This window comes from Enterococcus sp. DIV2467a, assembly GCF_050532945.1.
In the GTDB taxonomy this organism is placed as follows: domain Bacteria; phylum Bacillota; class Bacilli; order Lactobacillales; family Enterococcaceae; genus Enterococcus; species Enterococcus faecalis.
Genome location: NZ_CP172896.1, coordinates 1,107,804 through 1,134,143, shown reverse-complemented (window position 1 = coordinate 1,134,143; position 26,340 = coordinate 1,107,804). Strand labels below are relative to the sequence as shown.

Below are 26,340 nucleotides of genomic sequence, written 5' to 3'. Positions count from 1 at the left end.
CATGTTTTTTACGTAAATTTTACAAATCTGTAAAAGTTTAGCGTTGTTCCTTTAAACGCTGATGTAAAGCTTTTAATAAATTCACACGCCAATTTAATTTTTGTTGGAAACTTGTTTTGGTAATAATAGGGCTGACATTCGCTCCATGTCTTCGGTAAAGCACTAGTGGTTCTTTAATGAGACCCGTTTGCTTCTTCCGTGCAGCTAATAAGCCAATCCACATATCATGCATAGGAACTTCTGGCGGAATGGGTAAAATGACGTTTTTCATCTCTTGACGAAAGGCCATACCTGCCCCAATATAGCCACTTTTTATCGCATTTCGCCAAAACCCTGGTTTGACTTTTCGAAACTTAAAATAAGAGGGATTGGTAACTTCTAAATCCGCATCAACAATTTTCAAGTCACTAATAACCACTTGGATGTCAGGGTGCGTTTCAAAATATTCTGTCACTGTCGTTACTTTATTTGGCAACCAAACGTCATCTTGATCTGCTAAAAATATTACTTCGCCTTTCGTATGCGTAAGCGCAAATGCAAAATTAGCAATCACTCCTTGCCCTGGACCTTGTAACAATTGAATTTGGGGATAATTCGCTGCATACGTTCTCAAAATTTCCAACGTATGATCAGTAGAACCATCATCTGAAATAATTAGTTCATCTTCTTCACTGACTTGTAAAAGAATACTATCTAATTGTTCCGCGAGATATTTTTCTCCATTATATGTCGCAATACAAACTGAGATCATAGATTATCCTTTCATTAACTTGAGAAATTCTGCCAATGTTTGCCGCCAAATTTGGCGATTTTTGACAGTTAAAAATTGCTTACTACTGCGTAAAAATAAATGACGTCGATGATGGGAAAACTTTTCTTGATCATATCGACGATAAAATAACGTTTCTGCTTCAATAATAGAGCGATAACGTTGAGAACTCATTGTACGATAATCTAAAACAGACAATTCTTGTTTTAGGTGGACTGGTAAGACTTCAATCTTTTTATTGGCTTGATTCAATTGATAAAAGAACCAATGATCTAAATAGTCCAAAGGAAATTCTTCCGAAAATCCTTCCAACCAGCGCAGTGTTTCTGCCGTAATGACTGTACCAGAATTGATAGCCATCAACGGTTGGTTGGCTATCCCTGCTGTTGGCTTTGCTCCTTTAAGTCCAACATATTGATCACTATAAACTGGCGAAATTTGTTGTCCATTTGCTTCTACAATTGGAACATAGACTGCAACAGTCGGATCTAACGGCATGATGATCAACGTATCAAAATAAGAGGCTGGCACTTCTGTGTCTTGGTCAAGGAGCAACAATAATTCACATTGATTCGCTTGACTAAAAGCAATCGCTTCATTATAAGCGGTCGCTAGGCCTGGATTATCAGGATTATGTCGATAAGTAACATTTTGTTGTAAAAATAATGCATCTTCTTGAGGAAGTGGGCTGTTGTCATAAATAAATAAGTGCAATTCGGGGTGATCTACCACTTCTTTTAATAACAAATAATTCGGCGTATCAGCCATTTTCATTTGATATAAGACGATGACTACCGCTAATCTTTGACTCATTAAAAGAACCTCCAGCCCCATTTGTTAAAAAATTTCCCCATTGATTGCATAAAGATTTTAAACAATTTTCGACTTTTATGGGCGCCCTTTTCATACATGTGAACAACCGTTTCAAAAGGCGTATAGAGAATCCGATAGCCTGCTTTGCCAAAACGTAAACATAAATCGTTGTCTTCAAAGTACATGAAGAAACGTTCATCGAACCCACCAATTTCAACGAATTTTTCACGATCAATCAACATAAAACAGCCTGAGCCCATTTTAATATCCGTTGTTTCTGTATCCGACAAATCGCGACATTCATAAATACTCAAACGTTTATCAAAAATTTTCTTTACAAATTGAAAGGGAATAAAACGTAACATATAATCGAAAACATCTAATTTTTGACGAACTAAATATTGCGTCGTGCCATCTTCATTTAACACTTTAGGGCTAACGACTGCAATGTTCTTATCTATTTTGATACGGTCTAATAGACGATCAAGCACGTCTTTAGTAACCAAAACATCGGGATTAAAAATAATTGCATACTTTGTCGAAGCATTGAATAACACTTGATTATGACCATGACCAAACCCTTGATTTTCTTCAGCTCGATGGATAGTAATAAATGGTTCATATGTTGTTAATTTTTCAAGATACGCTGTTTCAGAATGATTGTCATAGATATGAATATCATAAATACTATCAGTACCTAGTTCGGCTTTTAATTGGTCTAGTACATTAAAAATGTAACGACTATTATAAGTGACAATCGAGATTGTTACCATTTCTTGCATGCTCATTTCTCCTTACTACTGAAACATCGTCTTAAAAAAAAAGCATATGTTTCACACATATACTTTTTTAAGTTTAATGGAATTATATCATAGGTTTACGCTCTCGCAAAGCAACCTAAAGATTTCTTTACTTTCTCTTAGAATGCTTGCCAAGTCGCTTTTTCATTTGCTCCTGACGATATTCACGATTCCCTAAAATCCGTAACAAATACATCAACGGTTGATGTCCTTCGCCAACTAGACCGATTAGTTCAATGAATAGTTCTAAGCCAATTAAACAAAAGACAATTAATAAAATTGATGCTACTGTACTTGAATAGCTGAACAATAAAGAGACAAAGGAAAAAACTAACGCTAATGCATAAATAGTCATGACCGCCCCTTTATGGGTAAAACCTAAAGATAACAAGCGGTGATGCAAATGCATTTTATCTGCTGAGGAAATGGGCTTCTTGTTCAATAGCCGTCGAATAATTGCATAAACCGTATCCGTAATTGGCACACCTAAAATCACCATTGGCGTAATTACCGTGATAAACGTAGCATTTTTTAAGCCCTGTAACGACATTACTGCAATCATAAACCCGAGGAATAACGCCCCGGTATCTCCTAGAAATATTTTAGCTGGATAAAAATTGTATGGGAAAAATCCCGCAATGCTCGCAACTAAAATAAAAATAACAATTGGGATATAGACCGTTTTAGCATGTAGGAAAAAATACCCTGTAATACCAATCGTGGTTAATCCAATAATGGATACGCCTGATGCTAAACCATCCAAACCATCAATTAAATTTACTGCATTCGTAATCGCTAAAATCCACAATAAAGTTAGTGGTAAACTAAACCAGCGCAAATCAATCATTCCAACAACTGGCAACGTCACAAAATCTATCCGAATTCCAGCAACAAAATAAATAACTAATGCTGCTAACAAAATACCGATTGTTTTTTTCATTGGAGTAATTTCTTTAATATCATCAATGAGGCCTGTCAAAACAACCATTCCACCAGCCAAAATAATCGGCCAAATATAATCTTGTGGGATAATCGAACGAAAAATCAATAAACATGAACTAGCAAAAGCAATGTAGATTGCAAGTCCTCCTGCTGTAGGCATATTTTTGGTATTGATTCGTCGCTCTCCTGGTGCATCATAGGCGCCAATCCGAAACGCTAGAAGCTTAACAAGTGGTGTTAATAGCAAAGATAAGATAAATGTCATAAATAAACGTATCAAAACTTCATAAATAAATAGTGACATAGTCGAACCCACTTTCTTCTCGTTCAGGGTATATTATACCGTAAACTGAAGCATTTACAAGCTGAAACATGTGTTCTGGCAACGGTTTAGACTTTTTTAAAGAAATCCATTTATTTTTTCTTTTTAAACCATCTAAACAAGCGTTGTTCAAAACTTGGTTGTTTTTTTTCTTTATCTCCAGATAAGTATTCATCGACAACAGCGTTGACAATTGCTCCTAAAATAATAATCGTGGCAGCAAAATTCAGCCATAACATTAAGATGATAAAACTCCCGATGATTTGATAACTTGCGATTCTAGAACTAAAATATTTTACGTACAAACCAAAAATTTGTGATAATAGCATCCAACCGACTGTCGAAAAAATAGCCCCTGGCAAAATAGAACGTAACGATAATTTCCGATTAGGAACGACCGCATAAATCAAACACATAATCACTAATAAAACAACGGTCGTTAACGGCCATTTTAACGCTTGGAAAGTATCGATCACAGACGTTGAGTAATGGAAAATTGGTTGCAGTAATTCAATAATGTACTGACCCAGACCTAAAATTACTACTACACCAACAATCGCTACCATAAATAATAAAATAACTAAAAATGAGACCACTCTTACGAGAATAAAATTTTTCCTTTGTTCGACACCAAAAGCTTTATTCATCGCATTTTGTAGTGCATTAATACTTTGACTGGCACTCCAAAATGCTGCTAAAGCGGAAACAGAAAGCAACCCGCCTGAACGTTGAGTCAGTAGTGAACGAATCGCTGGTTCTAAGTTCTTATAAACATCTTTCGGAATCGCCTCTGCAATATAAGGCAACACAGAATTAGGGTCGATTCTTAAATAAGGTAAGACATTACCTACCGCAATCAGTAATGGAAACAGCGAGAGTAATAAATAATAGGCAACAACCACTGAGCTGTTGCCTATTTCGGCTGTGACCATGTGACTTTGCGTTGTCTCAATAAAACGCATCAAAGATTGATTCTTTTTGATGTTGTCGAGAAACTTCATCACACACTCTCCTTATTAATAAGTCAATTCTTCGCCTTGTGACGTTAAGATTCTTGGACCTTCTTTCGTAATCGCTAATGAATGTTCATATTGACAGCTTAGACCGCCATCTTCAGTATAAGCAGTCCAACCATTTGGGTCCATTTTCATGCGCCAAGTTCCTGTGTTAACCATTGGCTCAATGGTAATAACCATTCCCTCTTTTAAACGTAGTCCTTTACCTGCTTCACCATAGTGAGGGATCATTGGACTTTCATGGATAGTTGGGCCAATGCCATGACCTACAAAGTCGCGAACTACCCCGTAGCCTTCTCCTTCTACATACGTTTGAATTGCATGACCAATGTCGCCAATTCTATTTCCTACTTGTGCTTGTTCAATCCCAAGATATAGCGCTTTTTTGGTTACTTCCATCAAGCGATCAATTTCAGGTGTTGATTCACCCACGACATAAGACCAGCATGAATCAGAGATTGCGCCCTTTAAGTCGACACACATATCTACTTTGATTAGGTCGCCATCTTTTAATACTTTTTTACGAGGAAATCCGTGGCAAATTTCATCGTTGATACTACAACAAGTAGCATATTTGTAACCTTCATAGCCAATTTGAGCCGCCACGCCACCATGACTTTCAATAAAGTCTCTCACAAATACTTCAATATCCCAGCTTGTAATGCCAGGTTTAATAAACGTTCGTAAATGACGGTGAACATCCGCTAATAATTCTCCTGATTCATCCATCATTTCAATTTCTCGTGGTGATTTTAATGTAATCATACTATCTCTCCTAAACTTGTTTCATTCAAATTATTTTATCACATTTTTGGCAAAAAAGATTGTTCAAACACCAATTTTCAAAAAGTCCCTTAATAAAAGTACTCGCTAGTCTTTTATAAGAAATGCGCATCTGCTATAATAAGTGACAGAATTGTACGAGGGGGAAGAAAGTTTATGACGTTAGCTAAAATTGTGTATGCAAGCATGACTGGGAATACAGAAGAAATTGCCGACATTGTTGCAGAAGCATTTGAAGATTTAGAATTAGAGGTTGAAATTGATGAGTGTACGCAAGTCGATGCCGCTGATTTTGAAGAGGCCGATATCTGTGTAGTAGCTACATATACGTATGGCGATGGCGATTTACCTGATGAAATTGTCGACTTTTATGAAGACTTACAAGAGATTGATTTATCAGGAAAAATCTTCGGCGTTTGTGGTTCAGGAGACACGTTTTATGATGATTTTTGTAAATCGGTGGACGACTTCGAAGCAGTCTTTACTCAAATTGGGGCAAAAAAAGGCGCCGACAGCGTTAAAGTTGATTTAGCCGCTGAAGAAGACGACATCCAACGTTTAGAAGAATTTGCGAAAAAATTAGCAACTGCCGCAGAATAACTACGTTGAAATAAATAAAAAAACACCAGAGAAAAATGGGAACTAGCCATTTTTCTCTGGTGTTTTGATATTCCTAATTTAAAAATAAAATACTGTAATTTAAAGCTGCCGCAAAAGTAACCCAAAGAATATAAGGAATCATCAACCAGCCACGCGTTATTAATTTATAACGCAAGTAGTCCCACTGTTGAACTATTAATAATAGCCATAACAATGAGATATCAATCACAGATAATAAATTATTTTGTAAAGAAAAAAAGAAAAATGTCCAGAAAAAGTTCGCAATAAATTGTAAAATAAATAGCGTAATCATCCGTTTTTTCTGTTGTTTATTTGGATGAACTAAGATGAAATAAAAAGTAATGCCCATAAAAATATACAACACCAACCACACTGGTCCAAATAACCAGCCTGGCGGAGCAAAACTTGGTAATCTCAACGCTTGATAATATTCTCTCGCATTTACTGAAAATAAGCCCGACAAGAGCCCTAGTCCGGTAATTCCTACAATACTTAGCCATAAACGCTTATCTTTCACTCGGTTCATGTTTTTTGCCCCTTTCTATTTCTCTTCTTTACTGTAGCATGGTTGCGAATAATCTACCATTAATACACTTAACAAAAAAAGACCGTTCTTTTAAGAAACAGTCTTTTGCTGTAACCTCACAGAAGTTATCAGCATGAGGTTACACTTTTTTTAATTTTTATAGGTCAATATCAATTGGTTCATCTCGTTCAAGAATTGCTTCAATACTATCTTTCATTAAATGAATGATTTGTTCTTCTGAAGGATGGATAATTCCAGAAGTCATCAACGCAGCCACACCAGTAGCGACCACCCATGTTCCCATGTGTAAAGAGTCAATTTGAACATCGTTTAAATTAGCATACTCAGGATCAGCTTTTACCGCTTCAGTAAAATAGTGATAAGAGAATTCTTGCATTTTTTTGCCGCCACCATATTCTTCTAAATAAAGCGCACGGTATAGCTTACTTTCACTTGTCGCAAAATGAATATAGTTTAAAGCCAAATCAACAATTGTATTCCCGGTATGTTTTACTGGAAAGACTTCTTTCGCTAAGTATTTATGAATTTTTTGGAATAAAGCATCGCGTAAATCATCCATGTTTTTAAATTCCAAATAAATCGGTTGGGTGGAACATTTCATTTTATTAGCAATATTACGTGCAGTGAACTTCGAAAATCCTTCAGTGGCGACTACTTCATAGGCAGCTGTTAAAATCTGCTCTTTCGTAATGGTTTTTTTTCTTGCCATAATTCCCTATCCCCTTTATTCATTCATATACAACGCTTCCAAATAAATGCTTATGGTTATTGTAACACGATTTTTCTATTATGCAAAATTAGAACAACTCTTTGTACAAAAGTTCACTGAGCGGGAGCACGACAACTTTTACCCCGACTTAAAATAACAGTTGATAAAGGCTTTATTTCGTTGAGTTCCCTGCTCTTCCGTGTTATGATATGAACAGTCATTACCCATCAAAATGAAGGAGGAATCACGAATGACCTTAGAGAATTTTAATGAAAATCTAAAGAAATATGCACGTTTAATTGCTGAAACGGGTGTCAATGTTCAGGACAATCATACGGTTGTTTTACAAATCAGTGTCGATCAAGCGCCCCTTGCCCGCTTAATTACGGAAGAAGCTTATCGCTTAGGCGCGGCCGAAGTAATTGTTCAATGGAGCGACGAAACCATTCAACGTGAATTTTTAGCTCATGCTGCAACTGATCGAATTGAAAATGTTCCTCAATATAAAATTGATCAAACCGATGATTGGATTGCCAAAGGCGCAAGCCGAATTAGCGTGGTTTCTTCTAATCCTGATGCATTAGCTGGCGTGGATGCACAACGTGTAGCAGCTTTCCAAGCGGCTAATGGGAAAGCATTGGTCAATCTACGAAAAGCAACGCAAGCCAACAAAGTAAGTTGGACTGTTGTAGCTGCTGCTAGTGAAGGCTGGGCAGCTAAAGTCTTTCCAGAATTAGCAACAAGTGAAGAACAAGTTGATGCACTTTGGAATGAAATTTTCAAAACAACACGAATTTATGAAGAAAACCCAGTCATTGCTTGGGATATCCATGATAAAAAATTACAAGAAAAAGCGGCTGAATTAAACGAACAACAATTTACTGCTTTACACTACACAGCTCCTGGGACAGATTTAACGATTGGTTTGCCTAAAAACCATTTATGGGAAGGCGCTGGTAGTTATAACGCTCGTGGGGAAGAATTCATGGCTAATATGCCAACAGAAGAAGTTTTCACCGCCCCAGATAGTCGCCGCGTTGATGGTTATGTTTCTAGTACAAAACCACTAAGTTATGCTGGCACAATCATTTCGGGAATGAAATTTACATTTAAAGATGGAAAAGTTGTTGACTTCTCAGCTGAACAAGGCGAAGAAGCATTGAAAAATCTCTTAGCTATTGATGAAGGTGCCAAACACTTAGGAGAAGTTGCTTTAGTACCAGACCCTTCACCAATTTCACAATCTGGTTTGATTTTTTATAATACATTGTTTGATGAAAATGCCTCTAATCATTTAGCCTTTGGTTCAGCCTATGCCTTCAACTTACAAGGCGGCACGGAGATGAGCGAAGAAGAATTAGCTGAAGCTGGTTTAAATCGTAGCCAAACACATGTGGACTTTATGGTAGGATCTGACAAAATGAATATTGATGGCATTAAGGAAGACGGGACGATTGTTCCAGTTTTTAGAAATGGCGATTGGGCATAGTCCTACCAAATGTTGAAACCAAAGTTTTTAGCTCCAAGAAATAAGAAGAAACTGCTTTTATTCAGTAGGTTCTTTTAAAATTTAGAAAGTGAGGCCTAAGTTGCAGCGATTTAGGCCTCACTTTCTTATGCTAAAAAATCAATTGCATTCGAAGGACCTTTAACGTTATAATTAAATTGAAAGCGGATTCTTTTACACGATATAAGTTTACTTTTAAATAAAAGAATTTTTTCAAAAAAGTAGAATTGGAGAATTAACATGGGATTATTTGATGGATTATTAGGGAATGCAACACAAAATAACAATGAAACAGCTGAAAAAGAATTACGGGATGTTTTAATCCCTAACGAAAAAGTAGATATGGCCTTCACTTTAGTAAGAGATTTAATTGTCTTTACAGATAAACGCTTAATTTTAGTCGATAAACAAGGAATTACAGGTAAAAAAGTTGATTATAAATCGATTCCCTACAAATCTATTTCACGCTTTTCTGTTGAAACTAGTGGACATTTCGACCTAGATGCAGAACTAAAGATATGGATTTCAAGTGCTGAGTTACCTTCAGTAAGTCTTCAATTTAGAAAAGATAAAGATATTGTTGCTATTCAACAAGCCTTAGCAGCTGCTGTGTTATCTTGAATCCACAAAAAAAGATAGGGAAGCGACCAACTTTCCTGTCTTTTTAATTTTAGATAAAATAAAAAAGGCTTCTCAGCCTTGATACGTTCCTTATTCAATCAGACACATGGCGGCACTTGCTTAGTGCTGCTTCCTTCCGGATCTGACACAATTCACTAGCCCGCCATTGTCCTAGCCTTTCGGCAAAACCTAGTATAACGTATTTTTATTCTTTTGACTAGTCTTTCTTTTGATTTTTTAAAAGTTTCTCTTCTTTTTTCTTTGCCCGTAACTTTTTAAAGAACTGAACTAGCAATAAGCGACACTCTTCTTCTAAAACGCCTGCTTCGACATAGGCCACATGATTGAAGCGTTCATCTTCTAATAAATTCATCAAAGTCCCAGCAGTGCCTGCTTTAGGATCGGTTGCGCCATAATAAACTTCTGGAATTCGTGCCAAAAGCATCGCCCCACTACACATTGGACAAGGTTCTAAAGTTACAAATAATTGGGTTTCTTCTAGACGCCAATTTTCTATCCCGCGACACGCTTCTTGGATTGCATACATTTCTGCATGCGCCGTTGCTTCTTGCCGTGCTTCTCTCAGATTATGCCCGCGGCCAATAATTTCCCCTTGCCGAACAATTACAGATCCAATAGGCACCTCAGCCAAACCTTCTGCTTTTTTCGCTTCTGCAATGGCTTCTCGCATAAAAAATTCTTTTTCTTCTTGTGTTAACGTTGTTTCTTTTTTTCCCAATTAATTTCCACCTTTCGGCTTTTTCCCACTAAACTTCTGTCTTGCTTCATGGTACAATAAATCAGTGAGGTGTGTCTATGATTATTGAAAATTTATCTCAGCTTTATCCCAAAGGCTATTTATCAAAAACAATTGGTTCCGAAGCCACCTATTCAATTCCTGTTGACGACCAATTTTTCATTGTGAATAAAGCTTTCTTAAGTATTAAAGAACAGCATTTGTTGGAAGCGCTTTTCCCAATTTCTGAAAACCCAACAATTACTGGTAACCATCCTTGGTTCAGTTACTTATTTCAACAGGCAAAATTACCTGCCGAAGGGACCTTTCGTATGTTGCAAATTCAAACGAATGTCACAAAAGAATTACAAGCTGAATGGCAATTTAATTTAACAAAGATGTTTCCAGATACAGTTGATTGTTTCAGTCCAAGTAATAATATGTATATTTTAGTTGAAGAACAGTCAAAAAATACCTTTCAACAAGAAGAAATTCAAGGGATCTTTTTAACATTAGATACAGACTTTGATTGCACTAGTGCTGTATTTGTTGGCAATTTTTATTCCTCTGAAGACATTCTCCGGCGTTGTTTCCATGAAGAACAACGTATTTTTTCAGAAGAACTTAATTCCTCTAGTCGGACGACTGTTTTTAGTTTAACTGATGTTGCCCTCCACTATTTTACCAAAGAAGCCATGAGCCAAAATGTACTTGTTGAGTATTATCGTCGTTTATTAAATAAAGACACCGATATTCAGCCAATCATCAGCGCTTTGTGGAAAAATCAAGGCAATATCAGCTCCACTGCAAAAGATTTATTTATGCATCGAAATACTTTACACTATCGGTTGGAAAAGTTTTTTGAACAAACTGGCTTATCTTTAAAAAAAATGGATGATTTAATCTTTTGTTATTTGTTATTAAGAAAGTAGTACGTCCATTTTTTACTCGTATGTTTTTTATTCCCAATTAGAAAGTAGGCGTTCCAATGAAAATTACCGCATATGTCGCTAGTGCATTTAGTAAAAACCACGAAGGTGGCAACAAAGCAGGCGTTGTTTTTATGACACAGCCCTTAACGAGAACCCAAAAAATGGCCATCGCCAAAGAACTAGGATTTGCAGAAACTGCTTTTATTTCAGACTCAAAGATTGCTGATTTCCGCCTTGAATATTTTACACCAAAAGAAGAAGTCGACTTATGTGGCCACGCGACAATTGGCGCTTTTACCATTATGAAGCACTTAAATAAATTATTGCAAACAGCATATACAATCGAAACGAACAGCGGTTTGCTCGCAATCACGGCTAACGGTGAACAACTATTTATGGAACAAACTGTCCCAACTTTTTATGATACGCTCACTTTAGAAGAATTGAGCGGCTGCTTTGATTTAAACGCAGTGGCAACTGCTTTTCCTATCCAGATTGTGTCAACGGGCCTAAAAGATATTTTGGTTCCCATTAAAAATGCGCAATTATTACAGGATTTACAACCAAACTTTGAAAAAATTAAGTTACTTAGCCAAAAGTATGGAGTTATTGGGATGCATCTTTTTGCTTTGTCTGAAGAAAATATCATTTGTAGGAATTTTGCACCTCTTTATGACATCGATGAAGAAGCCGCTACTGGTACATCAAATGGTGCGTTAGCTTGTTATCTGTACCATCACCAAATTTTACAAAAAACCAATTACACCTTTGCCCAAGGTTATACCTTAAACGCTCCTTCAGAAGTCTTAGTGCGTTTGAACACTACATCCCAAAAGACAATTGATCAAGTTCTAGTTGGTGGCAGAGGCTATTATGTTGAAACAAATGAATTATTTTTATAAAAAAAAGATGGCCTAGGCCATCTTTTTTACTTCATTGCATCTTCAATAAATGTGAAAAAGCGTTCTTTTAAAGAATCTGTATTGTCTTTAACTTTTTCGCCATATTCAGCTAATTTTAAACCGCCATCTTTCACACGATCCACAACATTTAAAACAGAATCTAATTCATCATCAGATAAATCATCGACAATCGATAATAATTTTTGGTTTCCATCAAATTTATCGTCTACAAACTTTTTAACTTTATAACGATTGGAAACATGAGATACCTTCTTAATAATTTTTTCAGAAGCGATGACTGCAACAGAGACACTTGCAACTGCAGCAATGCTTAAACCGATACCAATTTTTGTTGATGCTTTCATTTCCTTCAGCTCCTCTGTTATTTTCTACTTTAATCATAACATATTATTACTTTTATGCGTAATAGAAAGACCTTTACTAGCACTTAGTCTCGTCGGTTATTGCCACCAAATAAAATAACCAAACGTAAAAGTTGTAAAAAGGTCGAAAGCGCCGCTGCTACGTAGGTAAGTGCAGCTGCAAAAAGAACTTTTCTGGCCATTGGGACTTCTTCTTCTGTTAATAACCCACCTTCAGAAAGAATACTTAATGCACGTCTAGACGCATTAAACTCCACCGGTAAAGTCACCAATTGAAAAATCAAGGCTAATGAAAAAGCCAAAATTCCAATGTTGATTAATGTTTGATTCCAACTAAATAAAACACCAATCAAAATTAGTGGAAAGGAAATGGTTGAACCGATGTTGGCAACTGGAACAATAGCTGCACGAAGACGTAAAGGCACATAGTTCGTATGATCTTGTACCGCATGTCCGCATTCATGAGCCGCCACGCCAATAGCCGCGACCGATGTCGATTGAGCAGTGGCTTCGGATAAGCTCAACATTTTGTTTCCAGAATTATAATTGTCAGTTAAATCACCAGCAATTTGCTGAACTCCAACATCATTAATTTGTTCTTTTTGTAAAATATATTGTGCTGCCTGCGTGCCTGTAACATGTTTACTGCTTCGTACTTGATCATATTTACGAAAGGTACTGTTAACATATGCGGAGGCCGCACCAGAAATCGCAATTCCGATAATTACCAATATATAGGTTGGATCGATTCCAAAATAAAAGGGCATCATTGTCCTCTACCTCCATCTTTTTTTCTTTATTGTAGCATGATAGTGAAAAAAAGGGAGCGACAAACGTTGTCTTTTGTTTAAAAAAATGATGAATTTTTCAAGAAAGTGCCGAAACTAACAAAATTGTCACTCAATTAACGGAAAAAAATATGGCAAATTTCCTAAAAAAAAGGCATACTATTCCTTGAGGTGAGGAAAATGAAAACATTACTAAAAATATTAATTCCCATAGTCATTTTAGCGGGTGGTAGCTGGGGCGTTTATAATTACTATTACGGTGGAGAAGCCTATTATACACAAATCACAACATCTGGTGAAAAGAAAGATGAAAAAACAAATTCTGGTGAAGCAATGACCATTTATTACTATCAACAACCTGCGTTTAATAAAAACGGTGAAGAAAAAACCGTGGAATTAAACGAATCCCGTGATCAACCTTTGCGTATGAAAGCCTATCTAAAATTGAAAGTTAATCCCCGTAAAGGCGTGATCAGCTGGAATGAAGTGACAGAAAAAGAAGTCCCTGAAAAAGCTTTAGAAAAATTAAAATAAAGAAAAAACCGTTGGCAAGCGACCAACGGTTTTTTCTTTATAATTGATTACTAATTTTTTCGATATTTTTTAGCATAATGGACACTGTGCCATCTGGATTATTAACAAATTCAATTAAATCGCCATTGCGGTAAACATCTAACGGAACAATTAATTCAATACCGTTATCCATTTTTAACTTCTGTTTGCCAAATTTCTTTTCAGAAATTTCGCGAGATTCTCTGACTGGCGGTGTTTTGTCGACAAACTTCGACTCATTCACTTCTTCTTGGTAAGCTAATTTAGCTGATACATTTTCTTTAAATACTTGCTCAGCAATCTGCTCATTGTCAATCGTTCCCGTTTCCTCAATGCTATCATATACCGCTTCTTTTACAGAAGCCATTAGTTCAAACTCATCTTCGTTAAATTTCTTTCCAATGCGTTTGACTGCTTTTTTAATTTCTTTGATATTTTCTTCCATGGAAGGTGCCGCTTGCGTCTCAATCACTTTTTCAGAAAAATACCAGATTTTTTCTCCTGAAAATTCATATCTTTTCTCTAGTAATTCAAACGCTAATGTATCTAAGTCAACTGTAATTCCTTCATCTGGTTTTTGTGATTTTGAAGACAAAATTGCTCGATTGATAATCAGTTTGTTATAAACGGATTCTTCTTCATAGTCGACGTAATGCGTGTAACTTTCTTTATAGTTTAATTTAATCATTGCGACATGTAACACCGTATCTAATTCATATAAAATGAACAAAATATCAGCACTAGGCGCATCTTCGCTTCCTGAATAAACATCATACCAATGTTGGGTAACTTCTTGGCTTTTCTTTACAAAATCACTAGGAATCCCTCGTAACGTGTCAACAAAGGAACTATTTTCCGCCAATGTTCCAGTCTTTGTTTGTGCAGTCGAAAGTTTTGAAATTTTTGCAGTTAAATACGTTCGAATATACTCGGTGGTTAAATCTAGTTCCTTTTCAGAGAAAACCGGCGTCCCAGTTTCTCGATCAATAATGTGTAAAATTGCTTTTTTTAAATAAATATCCATTTTTACGCTCTCCTTTTCTCAACCTTTTTAGTCTAACTGAAAGAGAGAAAAAAGCCAATAGTTTCTATAAAAAGAAGAAGAATTCGTAGACAAATGTCTACGAATTCTTCTTAACTTCAAAAAGCGATTACCCTTCTTCGCTGTATAACATCCCTGTTGCTTCATCAACTGGATCGACTTTATTAAAGATGCCTTTCTTTCTGAAAATATAAGTTAAGCCCATTGGTACGATAATCGCAATCACCATTGCGACTAAAAACGGCAAGTAATATTGTGGCACAATAGATAAAATTCCTGGCAAGCCACCGACGCCGATACTTGTCGCACGAACGCCCATTAAAGTGGCAAACATTCCGGCCATTGCCGAACCAATCATGCCCGCAACAAATGGATAAACATATTTTAAGTTGATCCCAAACATCGCTGGTTCAGTCACACCTAGGTAACAAGAAATCATCGCTGGAATCGAAACTTGTTCTTCTTTTTTGTTTCCACGATGCATAAAGATAACCGCTAAAACAGCTGAACCTTGTGCAATATTTGATAGAGCAATCATTGGCCATAAGTTGGTTGACTGAAAGTCAGCAATCAACTGTAAATCAATCGCATTACTCATATGATGCAACCCAGTGATGACTAATGGTGCGTACATAAAGCCAAAGACGGCGCCAAATAACCAATTAAATGTTGACGTTAATCCTGCATTTACGATATCAGAAACCCAACTACCAATCGTCCAACCGATTGGTCCTAAAATGACATGTGCAGCCAATACTGTTGGTACTAAAGCAAACAATGGGACAAAAATCATTGAAATTGCTTGAGGAATCACTTTTCTAAAGAAAATTTCAAGATAGGCAAGCAAGAAGCCGGCTAACATGGCTGGGATAACTTGCGCTTGATAACCAATCATGTTAACTTGAGCAAACCCAAAATCCCAGAAAGGAATTTCTGCTGCTTTAGTCGTCGCAACTGAATAAGCATTCAGAAGTTGTGGTGAGACTAATGTAATCCCTAGGACAATCCCCAAGATTTGTGTGGTTCCCATTTTCTTCGTAATACTCCACGTAATCCCAACTGGCAAGAAGTGGAAAATTGCTTCGCCGATTAACCATAAGAATGAATTGACTCCATTCCAAAATTGAGAAACTTCCACGATTGTTTGACCATCAAGAAAGCCAAATGGAACCCCTTCCAAAATATTGCGGAACCCTAAAATCAATCCCCCGATAACAAGTGCAGGAATTAATGGTGTAAAAATCTCAGCTAAAACAGAAACAACTCGTTGAACAGGACTCAAATTACTTTTGGCAGCTGCTTTCCCTTCTTCTTTTGAAACCCCTTCTAAACCGGAAATTGCAGAAAAATCATTATAAAATTGTGGGACTTCATTCCCAATAATTACTTGAAACTGTCCAGCATTGGTAAAGGTTCCTTTTACAGAAGGAATATCTTCAATCACAGGTACATCCGCTTTTTTTGGATCTTTTAATACAAAACGCATTCGAGTTGCACAATGAGAAACAGCTGAAATATTTTCTTTGCCTCCTACTGCTTTCAACAACTGTTGTGCATCGCTTTGAAACTTACCCATTTTACATTCTCCTCTCAAACTTGTATATACAATTAAGTTGTATATACATCATACTTGATTATTCTTTTTTTGGCAAGCGCTTTCTTTCAAAAAAATAATTTTATTTTTTTGCAAATCCCTTGTCTTTTCTTAAAGAGTCAAACAGAACGCTTTTTTAGCTGCTTCTTTATTGCTATACTACAGAGGGAAAAAACGAAAAGGAGTATGAAAAATGTTTTTTAAAGAAATTCATCATGTGGCAATCAATGCCTCAAATTATCAAGCAACTAAAAATTTTTATGTCGAAAAGTTGGGCTTTGAAGTTCTTCGCGAAAATCATCGTCCCGAAAAAAACGATATTAAATTAGATTTAAAATTAGGCAGCCAAGAATTGGAAATTTTTATTTCTGATCAATTTCCCGCTCGCCCCTCTTATCCTGAAGCTTTAGGATTACGTCATTTAGCTTTTAAAGTTGAACATATTGAAGAAGTGATTGCTTTTTTAAATGAGCAAGGAATTGAAACAGAACCGCTACGAGTAGATGATTTTACGGGTGAAAAAATGACCTTCTTTTTTGATCCAGATGGACTACCTTTAGAACTTCATGAATAATAAATAAAGGAGAGAAACAAAATGAAAGATACCTTTCGCTTAGAAAACCAGACGATTTATTTTGGTACAGAACGGGCAATTTCAGCCAGCCCTCAAACGATTTGGCGCTACCTGACTGAGACAGACAAGCTAAAACAATGGTTTCCAGAATTAGAAATTGGTGAATTAGGTGTTAACGGGTTTTGGCGGTTTATTCTGCCCGATTTTGAAGAAACAATGCCTTTCACTGATTATGCAGAGGAAAAATATCTGGGCGTGACTTGGGATACTGGTATCATCTATTTTGACTTAAAAGAACAAGCACCTCATCAGACCCTGTTAGTCTTTTCAGAATCTCTCCCAGAAAATTTTACAACACCTCGCCATAAAGATATCGCTGGTTGGTCAATTGTTCTCAATCGCTTGAAGCAAGTAGTTGAAACTCCTGATGCAGCACCAGAAAAAATAGATTTTCCGCAAATAGAAAATCATTACTTGGAAAAATTAACGAATTTAGAAAATTAAAAAGTGTGGCACAACGGGTAAATCACCCTCTGTGCCACACTTTTTAAAAACGTAAAATACGCTGATAAACAAATAAACCTAAATCAATTAAGCAAACAACAAAAATTGCCAATAATACAAAAGAGACCCGCAACTCTGCGGCGTACATCCCTCGTAAACTAATTGTTGCCAAACATAACCCAAAAATCGTTGCCATTGTCACTTGTAACACGGTTCCTGGTTTTAGGGCATAAACAAAAATGCCAATCAAACTAGAAACAATGAGGTGTGTCAGTGGCAATTGAAGCCAATTGACAACAAACAGACTAAGGAAACATCCTAAAAGAGTCCCCCAAAAACGTGTCTTAATACGCGTGTTCATTTCTGCTTTCACTGGATGCAAGAGTAGAAAAACATTCATCGGAATCCAAATTATTTTAATGCCTCCTACACTCCACATTAAAATAAAACTCAGCGTGATGGTGAAACTCATACGAATAGCTAAACGAAATCGTTGCACCCTTTCGTCAGGACTTTCTAAAAATTGTTTGAAACTTGTAATCCCAAAAAAAGTCTGTTGTAAGTCGTGCCAGAAATTAATAACTGCCAATTTTTGTTGCTTCATATTTAATTGAATGCTTTTAAAAAAACGAACATGGCCCCTACTCTTTAAGCTAGTTAGCTGACGTAATCCTGTTTGCCACCAAGCGTTTAATGTTAAAGCCAATAAAAAAAGACCAATTAAAAAGGCCACAACTTGAGATTGCATCAAAAATGTATTTCCTTTAACCTGGATTAACTGACAAAACGTAAACATCATCAAATAACTATGATACCGCATCGGTGTCGCAGATGAATAAAATAAATAAACAATTAAAAATGTCACACTACTATTTAAAATAATAGACCAGCTAAAGGAACTACTAGCTATAAATGCTAAAAAACTGATCACAAATTGCCTGATACTCATTTTGAGCAGCGCTACAAACGAATAATCTTTTTTATAGTTAATTTTAAACATAATAGTAAATACAGGCACCATAATTAAATAGCTTGGGGAAAATAAAAAATCCAATGTATAAAAACTAACCAAAAAAAAGGCGATGACTGGGAAAATGGCCCAAACATACGCAAAAAATTGCTGACTTTTTGTACTAAAAAAATAAATAACAATCACTCCAATATCGATTCCTTATCCATTGTAACATGCTTGTCAATTCCCTCTTCAAATTGAATATACCAATTCGTTAAAAATAAATAAAAAAGCGAATAAATACGCTTTCATTTCTTGTTTTTTGTGCTATAATCAGCCTATATGATATATCATTTAAAACAAAGGAGCTACTTTCATGAATATTCAAGCGATTGATACGCGACACGGAACTGCCAACCAACATAGTTTTTCAAATGGAAATTGTCTACCCTATACTGGCGTGCCATTTGGGATGAACTTTTACGCCCCGCAAACAACTGACCAAAAAGGCAGCTGGTGGTTTCATCCAGAAGATCGAACATTTCAAGGCTATCGAGTAACGCATCAACCAAGTCCTTGGATGGGTGATTTTAGTCATTTATTAATGACCCCTGTCAGTGGTTCATTGTCGGAACTTTCTTTATTCCATGCCCAAAGTTCTTATCGTCCAGAAGAAAGCCTTTTTTCTCCTGTCGAAATTAACTTAACTCAATTACGCTATCAAATAACTTCTCAATTAATCCCAAGCATGTATGGTGGTATCTTAACCATTGATTATCAACAAAAAGACAATCACTTACTACTAACTCTGCCTGGACGTTATCAAGTAAAACAATTAGATGACCATCAAGTGGCTGTAAAAGTCATCAACTATTCTGGTTGTGAAGATCCAGATTTTAGTTTTTATTTTGTGCTTCATTTTGAACAGCCTTTAACCAAATGGTTTGCCCCTTCTTCAGGTGAAGATGGCAAAATCCTTCTTTCTTTTGGAAATATTGCTCAACAAGTTGTTCATTTTAGTAGTTCATTTATTTCTGAAAAACAAGCGCAGTTAAATTTAGCGCGAGAAATCTCTTTGCGTTCTACTGAGATGCTGCAACAAGGAATCGCAGATTGGCATAATTATTTCGATCGCCTTAAAGTAACGCATGAAAATCCTGAACATACTAAAACGTTTTATCATACACTGTATCGAACATTCCTATTTCCGCAAACCTTTTATGAATTGGACGAAAATCAGCAGCCGATTCATTATGATACGTTCTCGCAAACGGTTCGTCCTGGTGTACTATATACCAATAATGGCTTTTGGGATACTTATAAAACGGTCTACCCATTGTTCTCACTAATTGCTCAAGAAAAATACGAAGAGATGCTAGAAGGCTTTTTAAATAGTTACAACGAAACAGGTTTCTTGCCAAAATGGTTATCTCCAGATGAGCGTGGTTTAATGCCCGGCACCTTGATTGACGCTGTCATTGCTGATGCCGCCGTGAAAAAGATTCGTCCTGACTTGATGCCTCAGTTCCTAGAAGCGATGAAAAAAGGCGCCACACAACAAAGCGAACGAGAAAATTATGGACGTCAAGGAACTCTGGATTATCTAAAATATGGCTATGTTCCTTCAACCTATCATGAATCTGTCAATCATACCTTAGACTATGCGTACAGTGATTTCTGTATTTCGCAAGTTGCAAAAACATTGAATGATTCAGAGACCGCAACGTTTTATCGTCAACAAGCCTTGAATTATCAACAACTTTTTAATCCTGAAACTGGCTTTATGCAAGCAAAGGATACTGAAGGCCATTTCCGTCCTGACTTTTTAGATATTCGTTGGGGCAAAGATTACGCCGAAGGAAGTGCTTGGCAATCAAGTTTTGCGGTTTATCAAGATTTTGCAGGTTTGATTAAGCTATATGGTAGCGAGTTAGCTTTCGAAAAAAAATTAATTCAGCTATGCAATCAAGCGCCTAACTTTAACGTTGAAGGCTATGGTTTTGAAATTCATGAAATGAGTGAAATGGCGGCAATTGATTTTGGTCAATTAGCCATCTCAAATCAACCAAGTTTCCATTATCCGTTTCTATTCAGCTACATCGGCAAACCAGAGATGGCTCAACCACTTTTAAAACAACTAATGCAAACATTTGATGCTTCACCAACTGGCTATCCAGGTGATGAAGACAATGGTAGCATGTCTGCTTGGTATATTTTTAATAGCTTAGGCTTTTATCCCGTCACACCAGGAACTGGTGAATATGTAATCGGGATGCCTTTAGTCCAGACGGCGGAAGTAAAACTGTCAAATGGTAAACAATTAACCATTCAGACATCACCAAACAAAGTCCAACAACAATTTATTCATGAAATTCAGTTAAACCAAGAAAAACATACTGCGCCTTATTTTACTCATCAAGAACTATTAAACGGCGGGACTTTAGATTATCAATTAGGGATCGTCCCGAATCCACAAACCACAGCAGAACGACCGTTTTCATTAAGTACGGAAAAATAATAAAAAGAAAGATGTTCATAAAAATTGAACATCTTTCTTTTTATTCTTCGACACCTGCGTAATTTGATTGGTATTGCTCTCGAAATTCTTTTGGCGTAATTCCATTTAATTTTTTAAACATTTTTGAAAAATAGTTGGTATTGTTAAATCCTACTTTTTCTGAAATTTCGTTGATTGTATCATCCGTGTACAATAATAATTTTTGGGCATGCTTGGTACGCACTTGATTCAAATATTGAGAAAAACTCCGCTTGGTTTCTTTTTTGAAAATTTGGCCTAAATAACTAGGGTTCAAATGAAGCTCATCCGCCACCGTTTTTAAGTTTAATTCTTCTAAATAGCCTTGTTCAATTCTTTCTACAGCTTGGCTAACACTTTCTGAATATTTTTTTATTTTAGGTTTATTTTTCACTTCTGCCAAGACTTGCTGCATTAACGCATACAGTGTATTAAGATTGTTGCTGGCTCGAATTTCTTCCACGATTTTTTCATAGTTTTCTTCTAACACAGTTGGATACTGACGGGAGATATCTGAAAAAAGTAAGAAGACTACATAGCGTACATATTCTGGCGTAGCGTGTTGTTGACTTAACTGATTGAAAATAGCATCTAATTCCCGTTGAATGGTCTGCATATCCCCAATCATCAAGGCTTGGTTAAACGCTAGGAAAGTAAAATCTTCTGCCGAACGATTCATTTGTTCTTTTTGATTATTTGGCAGAAATTCTTGATAGAACGTTTCAATTGCTTGCAACTGTTTTACTTTCTCATAACTTTCATAAACCGTTTCCCATTCATTCACAGATTCCCCTACAAAAATCTGACCTTGACCAGCTAGAATCGCTTCAATTTCACGAATAAATAAGAACGCTTCTTGTCTGGCCCCTTTATAGATAAGTAACAATTGGTGGTACGTACTCATCCAACTTTCAATGAATAACAGTTGGCCTTTTTTCATAAATAGTTCCTTGATTGTTTCTAAAAATGGCATCTCAGCTTCAACCAATAAAACGGTAAAATCACCTGGTTTTATAGTCGCAAATTGCTGCATTAACTCTTCGTATTCCCCTTCGCTGATTTCATCATTAAGCCAACGCATCAAGCCATTTTCTAGATATAGACGCACGCGAGCATGGGATTTTTTTTGTTGGTCCAATTCTGTTTTAATTCTCTGGATATTGGCTAATAGTTCTTGCTTATTGACTGGTTTCAAAAGATAATCTTGGACCTGCAAAGCCATGCCTTTTTTGACGTAATCAAACTCTTGATAACCTGATAAAATTAAACTAATAAATTGATGTCCTTTTTTCTTTGCTTGCTCAATTAATTCGATCCCGCTCATTTCTGGCATCGTAATATCTGTTAATAAAACATCAATGGATTCTGTTTCTAAAAAAGCCAATGCTTCTTGCGCACTACGCGCTGTTTTAACAATTTCAAAGCCTAACTCTTGCCAAGGAATAATCCATTTTAAGCCTTCTAAAATCATATATTCATCATCAACAAACATCACTCGATACATCTTTTCACCCCTTATGCTACAAACGAAAGACGAATTGTCGTCCCTTCTCCTTCTTTCCCTTCAATGGTTAAACCATAACTCTCCCCAAAAAAGCGTTGTAAACGTTCATGAACATTTCTTAACCCAATGGATTGTTCCGTGTCTATTTCTATTTGATTTAAACGTTCGCGAATTTCCTCTAACCGATTGGCGGTAATTCCTTTTCCATTATCCACAACAGCCACAATAATTTTTTCGCCTTCTCGGTAGGCGTGGACCTTGATAGCATTGTCTTGTCGTTGATAGTCAATTCCATGCACAAAATAATTTTCGACAAGCGGCTGAATGATAAACTTAGGAATTTCAACATCAGCAATTGTTTCTTCTATTTCGAACTTATAGGCAAATTGGTCGGGATAACGCATTTGATACAAATACACATATTTTTCGCAAAATGAGATTTCCTCTGCCAAGGTCGTGGTTTTTTCTTGGTTAATATTATTCCTAAGTAACGTTGAAAAAGCATAGACAACATCAGCTAGTTCTTCTTGTTGCCGACTCAAGGCATACATGCGAATATATTCCAACGTATTATAAAGAAAATGAGGATTAATTTGCGACTGTAATGCTCTCATGTGGGCATCGCGTTGCTTAATTTCTAAAGTATAAATATCGTGAATGTATTGATCTAAACTGTCTACCATAAAATTAATCGCAGAAGCAATATCATTCAATTCTTCCTGAACTTGATTCGTGTCAATTCGTTCTTTTAAATTGCCATCGCCAATGGCTCGTGTCGCTTCTAAAATTAATTGGACTTGTTGAGAATAGCGTTTAAACAGGCGGTTTAAGCCCACTAATAAAATAACAATCAAAAGTAACCCAATCCCTAAAATGGCCGCATAATTCATAAACAATTGTTGAAATAAGACTCGGCGGCTTGTTAATAAGAGAATGGTACTCCGGCCACTGCTTTCTATTTCCGTAATATCGTAGCGATTATGAAAAACCTGTTGAATGTCACTATCGGTGTGCATTCTTTTATCTAGTTGCCGCTCTTCTTCTTTGGTAAATTGTGCTTTTTCAGAAAAAATTTGATTTCCAGCACTATCATAGATAAACGCATTAATACCTGATTTTTTCAATAAGTCTGCTTGGTTGCCTAGCAACTCTTGACTTGAAAACACAGTGTACAACTCTCCCAGCGGTTGTCCTGTATAAGGATCGGAGATAATTCGCATTAGTTGAAAGCCATGTTTTTTAATTGATGACATATCCATTTTTTTCCCATTTGTAGCTGTGCGATTGGCGAACAAAACCTGATCAAATTCATCTAAGCGAATAATCACTTCTTCTAAGTCAGGAAAGGTGCTAAATAATGTACTTAAATTATTTCCAAAGTGGGTACTGACCCGATCTTCCGACCATTGGCTGTAAGTATAGTCAAAATACTCAGGAGGAGAAAGTTCCATATATTTTCGCATGTTTTCAATTTTACTTGCAGAGCCAGCTAATTCATTAATCATATTCGTCGCCGCATTATTTTTATTCGTTACATAGCTGTCAATTTGGGAAACGGCGTTATTTTTTTGTGAATCAATTGATAAGTTAATTGTATAAGTAACATAAACGCACAAAGCAGCCACCGTTAACAAAATAATACTTGTTAACAGTAGACTGTATTTTTGTACTAATCGATTTAATAAATATTTTTTTTTAAACAGTTTTTTGAAGATTCGCTTCATTTTGTTCCAACTTTCCATCAATAAACTGGCGATTTTTGCGCGTGACATAGGCACACCACATCATAATTAAGGCAAACGAAGCAAATAGTAGCAGTCCTTTCATTTTCCAAGTTAAAGCAACGATACTAATTACACCGAATAAGACTTTAAAAAATACACCGAGGTTTAAAAAGATACTGATAAATGAAAGCTTCATTAAATCAATAGTTGAGATAAAATAGCTTCCTTCATATAGTAGCATATAAATGTAAAAAATAACGAGTATTAGGGAAACAAAAAATAAAATAAATGTAATAATTAACCACATTATTCCGGTAAATTGAACGGCTAAATAAATATTATAAAAAACAAATCCTAAAGTGAAGAGAAAAAGTAAAAAATAACAGTTACTTCTTTTAAAATGTGCTTTCCATGATTCAAATGCTCGTTTAACGGTGATTGCTTGATAATTCATGCCCTCTTCCAAAATGAAATCAGTCATCATTTGGAGTGCTGGACCAACACCAAAAATAATCCCTCCAGCTAAACTAAATAAAACAAACAGTAAATTTAGTTTGATTACTGTCCAGGAAAGGTAAAACAACCGTTGAATCCCTGTACTTTCCATCTTCCTCTTCCTTTCTATTATGTAAAAGGCTAAGCCAAAAGCGCTCAGCTAATGCCTCAGCCTCCTGTGATTATTTTTGAGATTGGATATATTCGTCTAATTGTGTTTGCATTTCTTTTTGAACTTTATCCCAGCCAGCTGTTTTTAGGTCATCCATTAATTTTGGAAGTGTTTCTTCTGGATCAACAGTTCCTGTATTTAAGCTTGCTGCGTAACGGTTCATAACTGTAGCAACGTTAGTGATTTCAGTTTTCACTTTATCATTTACAAAAGTAAAACCAAGAATTGGTGAATCTTTTGCTTCTTCGATGCTCTTATCACGTTCTTTAACCATTTCTTCAGTGACAGATTCTTCTGGCCAAATGATTAAGTTGTTTCCTGTGTTCCAAGCACTCAAATGAGTTGTTGGTGTGTAATCTTTCAATAATTTCACGCGATCATCGCCAACTTTTTCATATTGTTTGCCTTCTTCACCATAAACAAGTCCGTTTAACAATTCTGGATTGCTGTTTAATAAGCCTAGCAATTCAACAGCTTTTTCTTTGTTTTTAGACGTATTTGCAACAACATAGTTAGCCATTTGCGCTTGTGATGTTGTTTTTAATGGTTCTGTTAGTGGACGAGAAACAAGTGGTTTGCCAGCAGCTTGTGTTAAGATTGTATCACCATAATCCATAGGTCCTTGTGTTTCTTGACGCATGAACCAAGTATTGGTATTTAAGTCATATGGTGTTGTACTTGTAGCAGCATCTGTTGGAATCAAGCCATCTTTATACCATTGATGTAAGACTTTTAAGTTATTAATCATGTCTTTGTCGGCATATTGGTTAATAATTTTTGGTGAGCCAGTATCAGTTGTTTTCACTGCAAATGGATATTGGTTACCAATAGGGAAGTCATAATTACCTGTTGCAAAGAATGTTTGGCCGATAGCAAAAGCAGCAATATTTGGTTCTTTTTTATGGAATTCTTTTAGAACTTCGGTTGCACTTTCATAACTACCATCAACTTTACTAATATCTAAATTGTATTTATCGACATATTCTTTATTAAAAGTTAAAACTTGTTGACCGTAAGAGTTACCTAAAATTGGGAACGCATACAGTTTTCCATTGATCGTATTTCCTTTAATATAGTTATCTGGTAATTGATCATAGGCTTCTTTGGCATATTTAGGTGCTAAATCAGTTAAATCAGCATAGGCGCCTTTTTGTGCATTCGTTGCATAATTTTGTGCTAATGAAATATCATAGCTTTCACCAGAAGCAACGATTGTTGACATTTTTTGGTCCCAATCGCCCCAACCAACAAATTCCATTTTTAATTTTGCCCCAATTTTTTTCTCGATAATTTTATTCGCATTATCGATTAATTGGTCATAATTATCTGGTTTGTCCCCAACACGATACATTAATAACGTTGGTGTACTATCATCACCTTTTGACGCTGCATCTTTTGAAGATTTACCGCACGCGCTTAGTCCTACAGCTAAAGCTGCTGCGCCAGCTACGGCTAATCCTTTTTGCCATTTTTTCATTCCTTATTTCCTCCTGTACAATT

At 36.1% G+C, this 26,340-nt stretch carries 27 protein-coding genes and 1 other RNA gene; 9 read left to right on the top strand and 19 right to left on the bottom strand.

Translation table 11 applies throughout. The features are described from left to right. Positions 1-37: 37 nt before the first annotated feature. From IGL80_RS05320 to map, 6 genes are all read right to left on the bottom strand, one after another. Positions 38-751 (bottom strand): glycosyltransferase family 2 protein, encoded by a 714-nt coding sequence (locus IGL80_RS05320; protein WP_002359894.1) that lies wholly within the window; start codon positions 749-751, stop codon positions 38-40. Between the two features lie 3 nt (positions 752-754). Continuing rightward, entirely contained in the window at positions 755-1,582 is an 828-nt protein-coding gene (locus IGL80_RS05315; protein ID WP_002359893.1) for a glycosyltransferase, read from the bottom strand. Continuing rightward, positions 1,582-2,370 carry a glycosyltransferase family 2 protein gene (locus tag IGL80_RS05310; protein WP_002359892.1) on the bottom strand — a complete coding sequence of 263 codons (789 nt, stop codon included), beginning with the start codon at positions 2,368-2,370 and terminating at the stop codon, positions 1,582-1,584. The genes IGL80_RS05315 and IGL80_RS05310 overlap by 1 nt, the downstream gene beginning before the upstream one ends. A 121-nt stretch (positions 2,371-2,491) precedes the next feature. Beyond that, positions 2,492-3,628 (bottom strand): MraY family glycosyltransferase, encoded by a 1,137-nt coding sequence (locus tag IGL80_RS05305; protein ID WP_002366956.1) that lies wholly within the window; start codon positions 3,626-3,628, stop codon positions 2,492-2,494. Positions 3,629-3,738: 110 nt separating this feature from the next. Next, positions 3,739-4,647, bottom strand: coding sequence for a YihY/virulence factor BrkB family protein (locus IGL80_RS05300; protein WP_002383768.1), 909 nt, complete (start codon positions 4,645-4,647; stop codon positions 3,739-3,741). Between the two features lie 15 nt (positions 4,648-4,662). Continuing rightward, positions 4,663-5,427 carry a type I methionyl aminopeptidase gene (map, locus tag IGL80_RS05295; protein WP_002356886.1) on the bottom strand — a complete coding sequence of 255 codons (765 nt, stop codon included), beginning with the start codon at positions 5,425-5,427 and terminating at the stop codon, positions 4,663-4,665. Positions 5,428-5,601: 174 nt separating this feature from the next. Between map and IGL80_RS05290 the strand changes: the two genes are divergently transcribed. Further along, complete coding sequence (locus tag IGL80_RS05290) at positions 5,602-6,045, top strand: flavodoxin (RefSeq protein WP_002356885.1); 444 nt, start codon at positions 5,602-5,604, stop codon at positions 6,043-6,045. 73 nt (positions 6,046-6,118) lie between these two features. Here IGL80_RS05290 and IGL80_RS05285 read toward each other — a convergent pair whose 3' ends face one another. Both IGL80_RS05285 and IGL80_RS05280 read right to left on the bottom strand, forming a co-directional pair. Further along, the gene (locus IGL80_RS05285; protein ID WP_002356884.1) at positions 6,119-6,592 is read right to left on the bottom strand and encodes a TspO/MBR family protein; all 474 of its coding nucleotides are present in this window, start codon (positions 6,590-6,592) and stop codon (positions 6,119-6,121) included. A gap of 157 nt (positions 6,593-6,749) precedes the next feature. Continuing rightward, on the bottom strand, positions 6,750-7,322 hold the full coding sequence (locus tag IGL80_RS05280) for a TetR/AcrR family transcriptional regulator (protein ID WP_002356883.1): 573 nt from the start codon (positions 7,320-7,322) through the stop codon (positions 6,750-6,752). A 250-nt stretch (positions 7,323-7,572) separates the two neighbouring features. Between IGL80_RS05280 and IGL80_RS05275 the strand changes: the two genes are divergently transcribed. Next, on the top strand, positions 7,573-8,811 hold the full coding sequence (locus IGL80_RS05275; RefSeq protein ID WP_002362125.1) for an aminopeptidase: 1,239 nt from the start codon (positions 7,573-7,575) through the stop codon (positions 8,809-8,811). Positions 8,812-9,069: 258 nt separating this feature from the next. Further along, positions 9,070-9,450: a PH domain-containing protein gene (locus IGL80_RS05270; protein ID WP_002356881.1), complete on the top strand. Its 381-nt coding sequence runs from the start codon at positions 9,070-9,072 to the stop codon at positions 9,448-9,450. 91 nt (positions 9,451-9,541) lie between these two features. Here IGL80_RS05270 and ffs read toward each other — a convergent pair. Both ffs and tadA read right to left on the bottom strand, forming a co-directional pair. Further along, an RNA gene (gene ffs, locus IGL80_RS05265) (signal recognition particle sRNA small type) lies at positions 9,542-9,628 on the bottom strand. Positions 9,629-9,667: 39 nt separating this feature from the next. Further along, entirely contained in the window at positions 9,668-10,189 is a 522-nt protein-coding gene (gene tadA, locus IGL80_RS05260) for a tRNA adenosine(34) deaminase TadA (RefSeq protein ID WP_002359888.1), read from the bottom strand. 77 nt (positions 10,190-10,266) lie between these two features. Here tadA and IGL80_RS05255 point away from each other — a divergent pair, with 77 nt between their 5' ends. After that, entirely contained in the window at positions 10,267-11,118 is an 852-nt protein-coding gene (locus tag IGL80_RS05255) for a PucR family transcriptional regulator (protein ID WP_002383772.1), read from the top strand. Between the two features lie 56 nt (positions 11,119-11,174). Then, positions 11,175-12,020: a PhzF family phenazine biosynthesis protein gene (locus tag IGL80_RS05250; RefSeq protein ID WP_002359887.1), complete on the top strand. Its 846-nt coding sequence runs from the start codon at positions 11,175-11,177 to the stop codon at positions 12,018-12,020. 26 nt (positions 12,021-12,046) lie between these two features. Here IGL80_RS05250 and IGL80_RS05245 read toward each other — a convergent pair whose 3' ends face one another. Next, positions 12,047-12,385, bottom strand: coding sequence for a hypothetical protein (locus IGL80_RS05245; protein WP_002359886.1), 339 nt, complete (start codon positions 12,383-12,385; stop codon positions 12,047-12,049). Between the two features lie 83 nt (positions 12,386-12,468). Further along, positions 12,469-13,173 (bottom strand): zinc metallopeptidase, encoded by a 705-nt coding sequence (locus IGL80_RS05240; protein WP_002384290.1) that lies wholly within the window; start codon positions 13,171-13,173, stop codon positions 12,469-12,471. A gap of 198 nt (positions 13,174-13,371) precedes the next feature. Between IGL80_RS05240 and IGL80_RS05235 the strand changes: the two genes are divergently transcribed. Further along, positions 13,372-13,725, top strand: a complete 354-nt coding sequence (locus IGL80_RS05235) for a YxeA family protein (RefSeq protein ID WP_002387247.1) — start codon at positions 13,372-13,374, stop codon at positions 13,723-13,725. Positions 13,726-13,762: 37 nt separating this feature from the next. On the opposite strand, the gene IGL80_RS05230 is transcribed toward IGL80_RS05235, so the two are convergent. Both IGL80_RS05230 and treP read right to left on the bottom strand, forming a co-directional pair. After that, positions 13,763-14,767 carry a nucleoid-associated protein gene (locus IGL80_RS05230; protein WP_002356866.1) on the bottom strand — a complete coding sequence of 335 codons (1,005 nt, stop codon included), beginning with the start codon at positions 14,765-14,767 and terminating at the stop codon, positions 13,763-13,765. Between the two features lie 127 nt (positions 14,768-14,894). Further along, positions 14,895-16,361: a PTS system trehalose-specific EIIBC component gene (gene treP / locus IGL80_RS05225; RefSeq protein WP_002388267.1), complete on the bottom strand. Its 1,467-nt coding sequence runs from the start codon at positions 16,359-16,361 to the stop codon at positions 14,895-14,897. A gap of 211 nt (positions 16,362-16,572) precedes the next feature. On the opposite strand from treP, the gene gloA2 reads away from it, so the two are divergent. Together gloA2 and IGL80_RS05215 are read left to right on the top strand one after the other, a co-directional pair. Beyond that, positions 16,573-16,953 (top strand): SMU1112c/YaeR family gloxylase I-like metalloprotein, encoded by a 381-nt coding sequence (gloA2, locus tag IGL80_RS05220; RefSeq protein WP_002356864.1) that lies wholly within the window; start codon positions 16,573-16,575, stop codon positions 16,951-16,953. A 21-nt stretch (positions 16,954-16,974) separates the two neighbouring features. Then, positions 16,975-17,457 (top strand): SRPBCC family protein, encoded by a 483-nt coding sequence (locus tag IGL80_RS05215; RefSeq protein ID WP_002356863.1) that lies wholly within the window; start codon positions 16,975-16,977, stop codon positions 17,455-17,457. Between the two features lie 43 nt (positions 17,458-17,500). Here the strand turns inward: IGL80_RS05215 and IGL80_RS05210 are convergent, their stop codons facing one another. Further along, positions 17,501-18,613 carry an FUSC family protein gene (locus IGL80_RS05210; RefSeq protein WP_002359884.1) on the bottom strand — a complete coding sequence of 371 codons (1,113 nt, stop codon included), beginning with the start codon at positions 18,611-18,613 and terminating at the stop codon, positions 17,501-17,503. Positions 18,614-18,785: 172 nt separating this feature from the next. On the opposite strand from IGL80_RS05210, the gene IGL80_RS05205 reads away from it, so the two are divergent. Next, positions 18,786-20,927 carry a GH92 family glycosyl hydrolase gene (locus tag IGL80_RS05205; protein ID WP_002359883.1) on the top strand — a complete coding sequence of 714 codons (2,142 nt, stop codon included), beginning with the start codon at positions 18,786-18,788 and terminating at the stop codon, positions 20,925-20,927. A gap of 40 nt (positions 20,928-20,967) precedes the next feature. Here IGL80_RS05205 and IGL80_RS05200 read toward each other — a convergent pair whose 3' ends face one another. The 4 genes from IGL80_RS05200 to IGL80_RS05185 form a co-directional block, all read right to left on the bottom strand. Next, positions 20,968-22,449 carry a response regulator transcription factor gene (locus tag IGL80_RS05200; protein ID WP_002359882.1) on the bottom strand — a complete coding sequence of 494 codons (1,482 nt, stop codon included), beginning with the start codon at positions 22,447-22,449 and terminating at the stop codon, positions 20,968-20,970. An 11-nt stretch (positions 22,450-22,460) separates the two neighbouring features. Next, positions 22,461-24,191: a sensor histidine kinase gene (locus IGL80_RS05195; RefSeq protein ID WP_002359880.1), complete on the bottom strand. Its 1,731-nt coding sequence runs from the start codon at positions 24,189-24,191 to the stop codon at positions 22,461-22,463. After that, positions 24,145-24,780 (bottom strand): YesL family protein, encoded by a 636-nt coding sequence (locus tag IGL80_RS05190; protein ID WP_002362905.1) that lies wholly within the window; start codon positions 24,778-24,780, stop codon positions 24,145-24,147. Before IGL80_RS05190 ends, IGL80_RS05195 begins: the two co-directional genes overlap by 47 nt. A 70-nt stretch (positions 24,781-24,850) precedes the next feature. After that, the gene (locus tag IGL80_RS05185; protein WP_002359878.1) at positions 24,851-26,317 is read right to left on the bottom strand and encodes an ABC transporter substrate-binding protein; all 1,467 of its coding nucleotides are present in this window, start codon (positions 26,315-26,317) and stop codon (positions 24,851-24,853) included. Positions 26,318-26,340 lie beyond the last annotated feature (23 nt).

Coding starts and splice junctions, on each gene's coding strand:
- IGL80_RS05235 (WP_002387247.1), top strand. CDS start 13,372: ATGAAAACATTACTAAAAATATTAATTCCCATAGTCATTTTAGCGGGT.
- IGL80_RS05250 (WP_002359887.1), top strand. CDS start 11,175: ATGAAAATTACCGCATATGTCGCTAGTGCATTTAGTAAAAACCACGAA.
- IGL80_RS05270 (WP_002356881.1), top strand. CDS start 9,070: ATGGGATTATTTGATGGATTATTAGGGAATGCAACACAAAATAACAAT.
- IGL80_RS05195 (WP_002359880.1), bottom strand. CDS start 24,191: ATGGAAAGTTGGAACAAAATGAAGCGAATCTTCAAAAAACTGTTTAAA.
- IGL80_RS05275 (WP_002362125.1), top strand. CDS start 7,573: ATGACCTTAGAGAATTTTAATGAAAATCTAAAGAAATATGCACGTTTA.
- gloA2 (WP_002356864.1), top strand. CDS start 16,573: ATGTTTTTTAAAGAAATTCATCATGTGGCAATCAATGCCTCAAATTAT.
- IGL80_RS05230 (WP_002356866.1), bottom strand. CDS start 14,767: ATGGATATTTATTTAAAAAAAGCAATTTTACACATTATTGATCGAGAA.
- IGL80_RS05240 (WP_002384290.1), bottom strand. CDS start 13,173: ATGATGCCCTTTTATTTTGGAATCGATCCAACCTATATATTGGTAATT.
- IGL80_RS05305 (WP_002366956.1), bottom strand. CDS start 3,628: ATGTCACTATTTATTTATGAAGTTTTGATACGTTTATTTATGACATTT.
- IGL80_RS05245 (WP_002359886.1), bottom strand. CDS start 12,385: ATGAAAGCATCAACAAAAATTGGTATCGGTTTAAGCATTGCTGCAGTT.
- IGL80_RS05185 (WP_002359878.1), bottom strand. CDS start 26,317: ATGAAAAAATGGCAAAAAGGATTAGCCGTAGCTGGCGCAGCAGCTTTA.
- IGL80_RS05215 (WP_002356863.1), top strand. CDS start 16,975: ATGAAAGATACCTTTCGCTTAGAAAACCAGACGATTTATTTTGGTACA.
- treP (WP_002388267.1), bottom strand. CDS start 16,361: ATGGGTAAGTTTCAAAGCGATGCACAACAGTTGTTGAAAGCAGTAGGA.
- IGL80_RS05200 (WP_002359882.1), bottom strand. CDS start 22,449: ATGTATCGAGTGATGTTTGTTGATGATGAATATATGATTTTAGAAGGC.
- IGL80_RS05255 (WP_002383772.1), top strand. CDS start 10,267: ATGATTATTGAAAATTTATCTCAGCTTTATCCCAAAGGCTATTTATCA.
- IGL80_RS05290 (WP_002356885.1), top strand. CDS start 5,602: ATGACGTTAGCTAAAATTGTGTATGCAAGCATGACTGGGAATACAGAA.
- IGL80_RS05320 (WP_002359894.1), bottom strand. CDS start 751: ATGATCTCAGTTTGTATTGCGACATATAATGGAGAAAAATATCTCGCG.
- IGL80_RS05190 (WP_002362905.1), bottom strand. CDS start 24,780: ATGGAAAGTACAGGGATTCAACGGTTGTTTTACCTTTCCTGGACAGTA.
- IGL80_RS05285 (WP_002356884.1), bottom strand. CDS start 6,592: ATGAACCGAGTGAAAGATAAGCGTTTATGGCTAAGTATTGTAGGAATT.
- map (WP_002356886.1), bottom strand. CDS start 5,427: ATGATTACATTAAAATCACCACGAGAAATTGAAATGATGGATGAATCA.
- IGL80_RS05205 (WP_002359883.1), top strand. CDS start 18,786: ATGAATATTCAAGCGATTGATACGCGACACGGAACTGCCAACCAACAT.
- IGL80_RS05280 (WP_002356883.1), bottom strand. CDS start 7,322: ATGGCAAGAAAAAAAACCATTACGAAAGAGCAGATTTTAACAGCTGCC.
- IGL80_RS05310 (WP_002359892.1), bottom strand. CDS start 2,370: ATGAGCATGCAAGAAATGGTAACAATCTCGATTGTCACTTATAATAGT.
- IGL80_RS05315 (WP_002359893.1), bottom strand. CDS start 1,582: ATGAGTCAAAGATTAGCGGTAGTCATCGTCTTATATCAAATGAAAATG.
- IGL80_RS05300 (WP_002383768.1), bottom strand. CDS start 4,647: ATGAAGTTTCTCGACAACATCAAAAAGAATCAATCTTTGATGCGTTTT.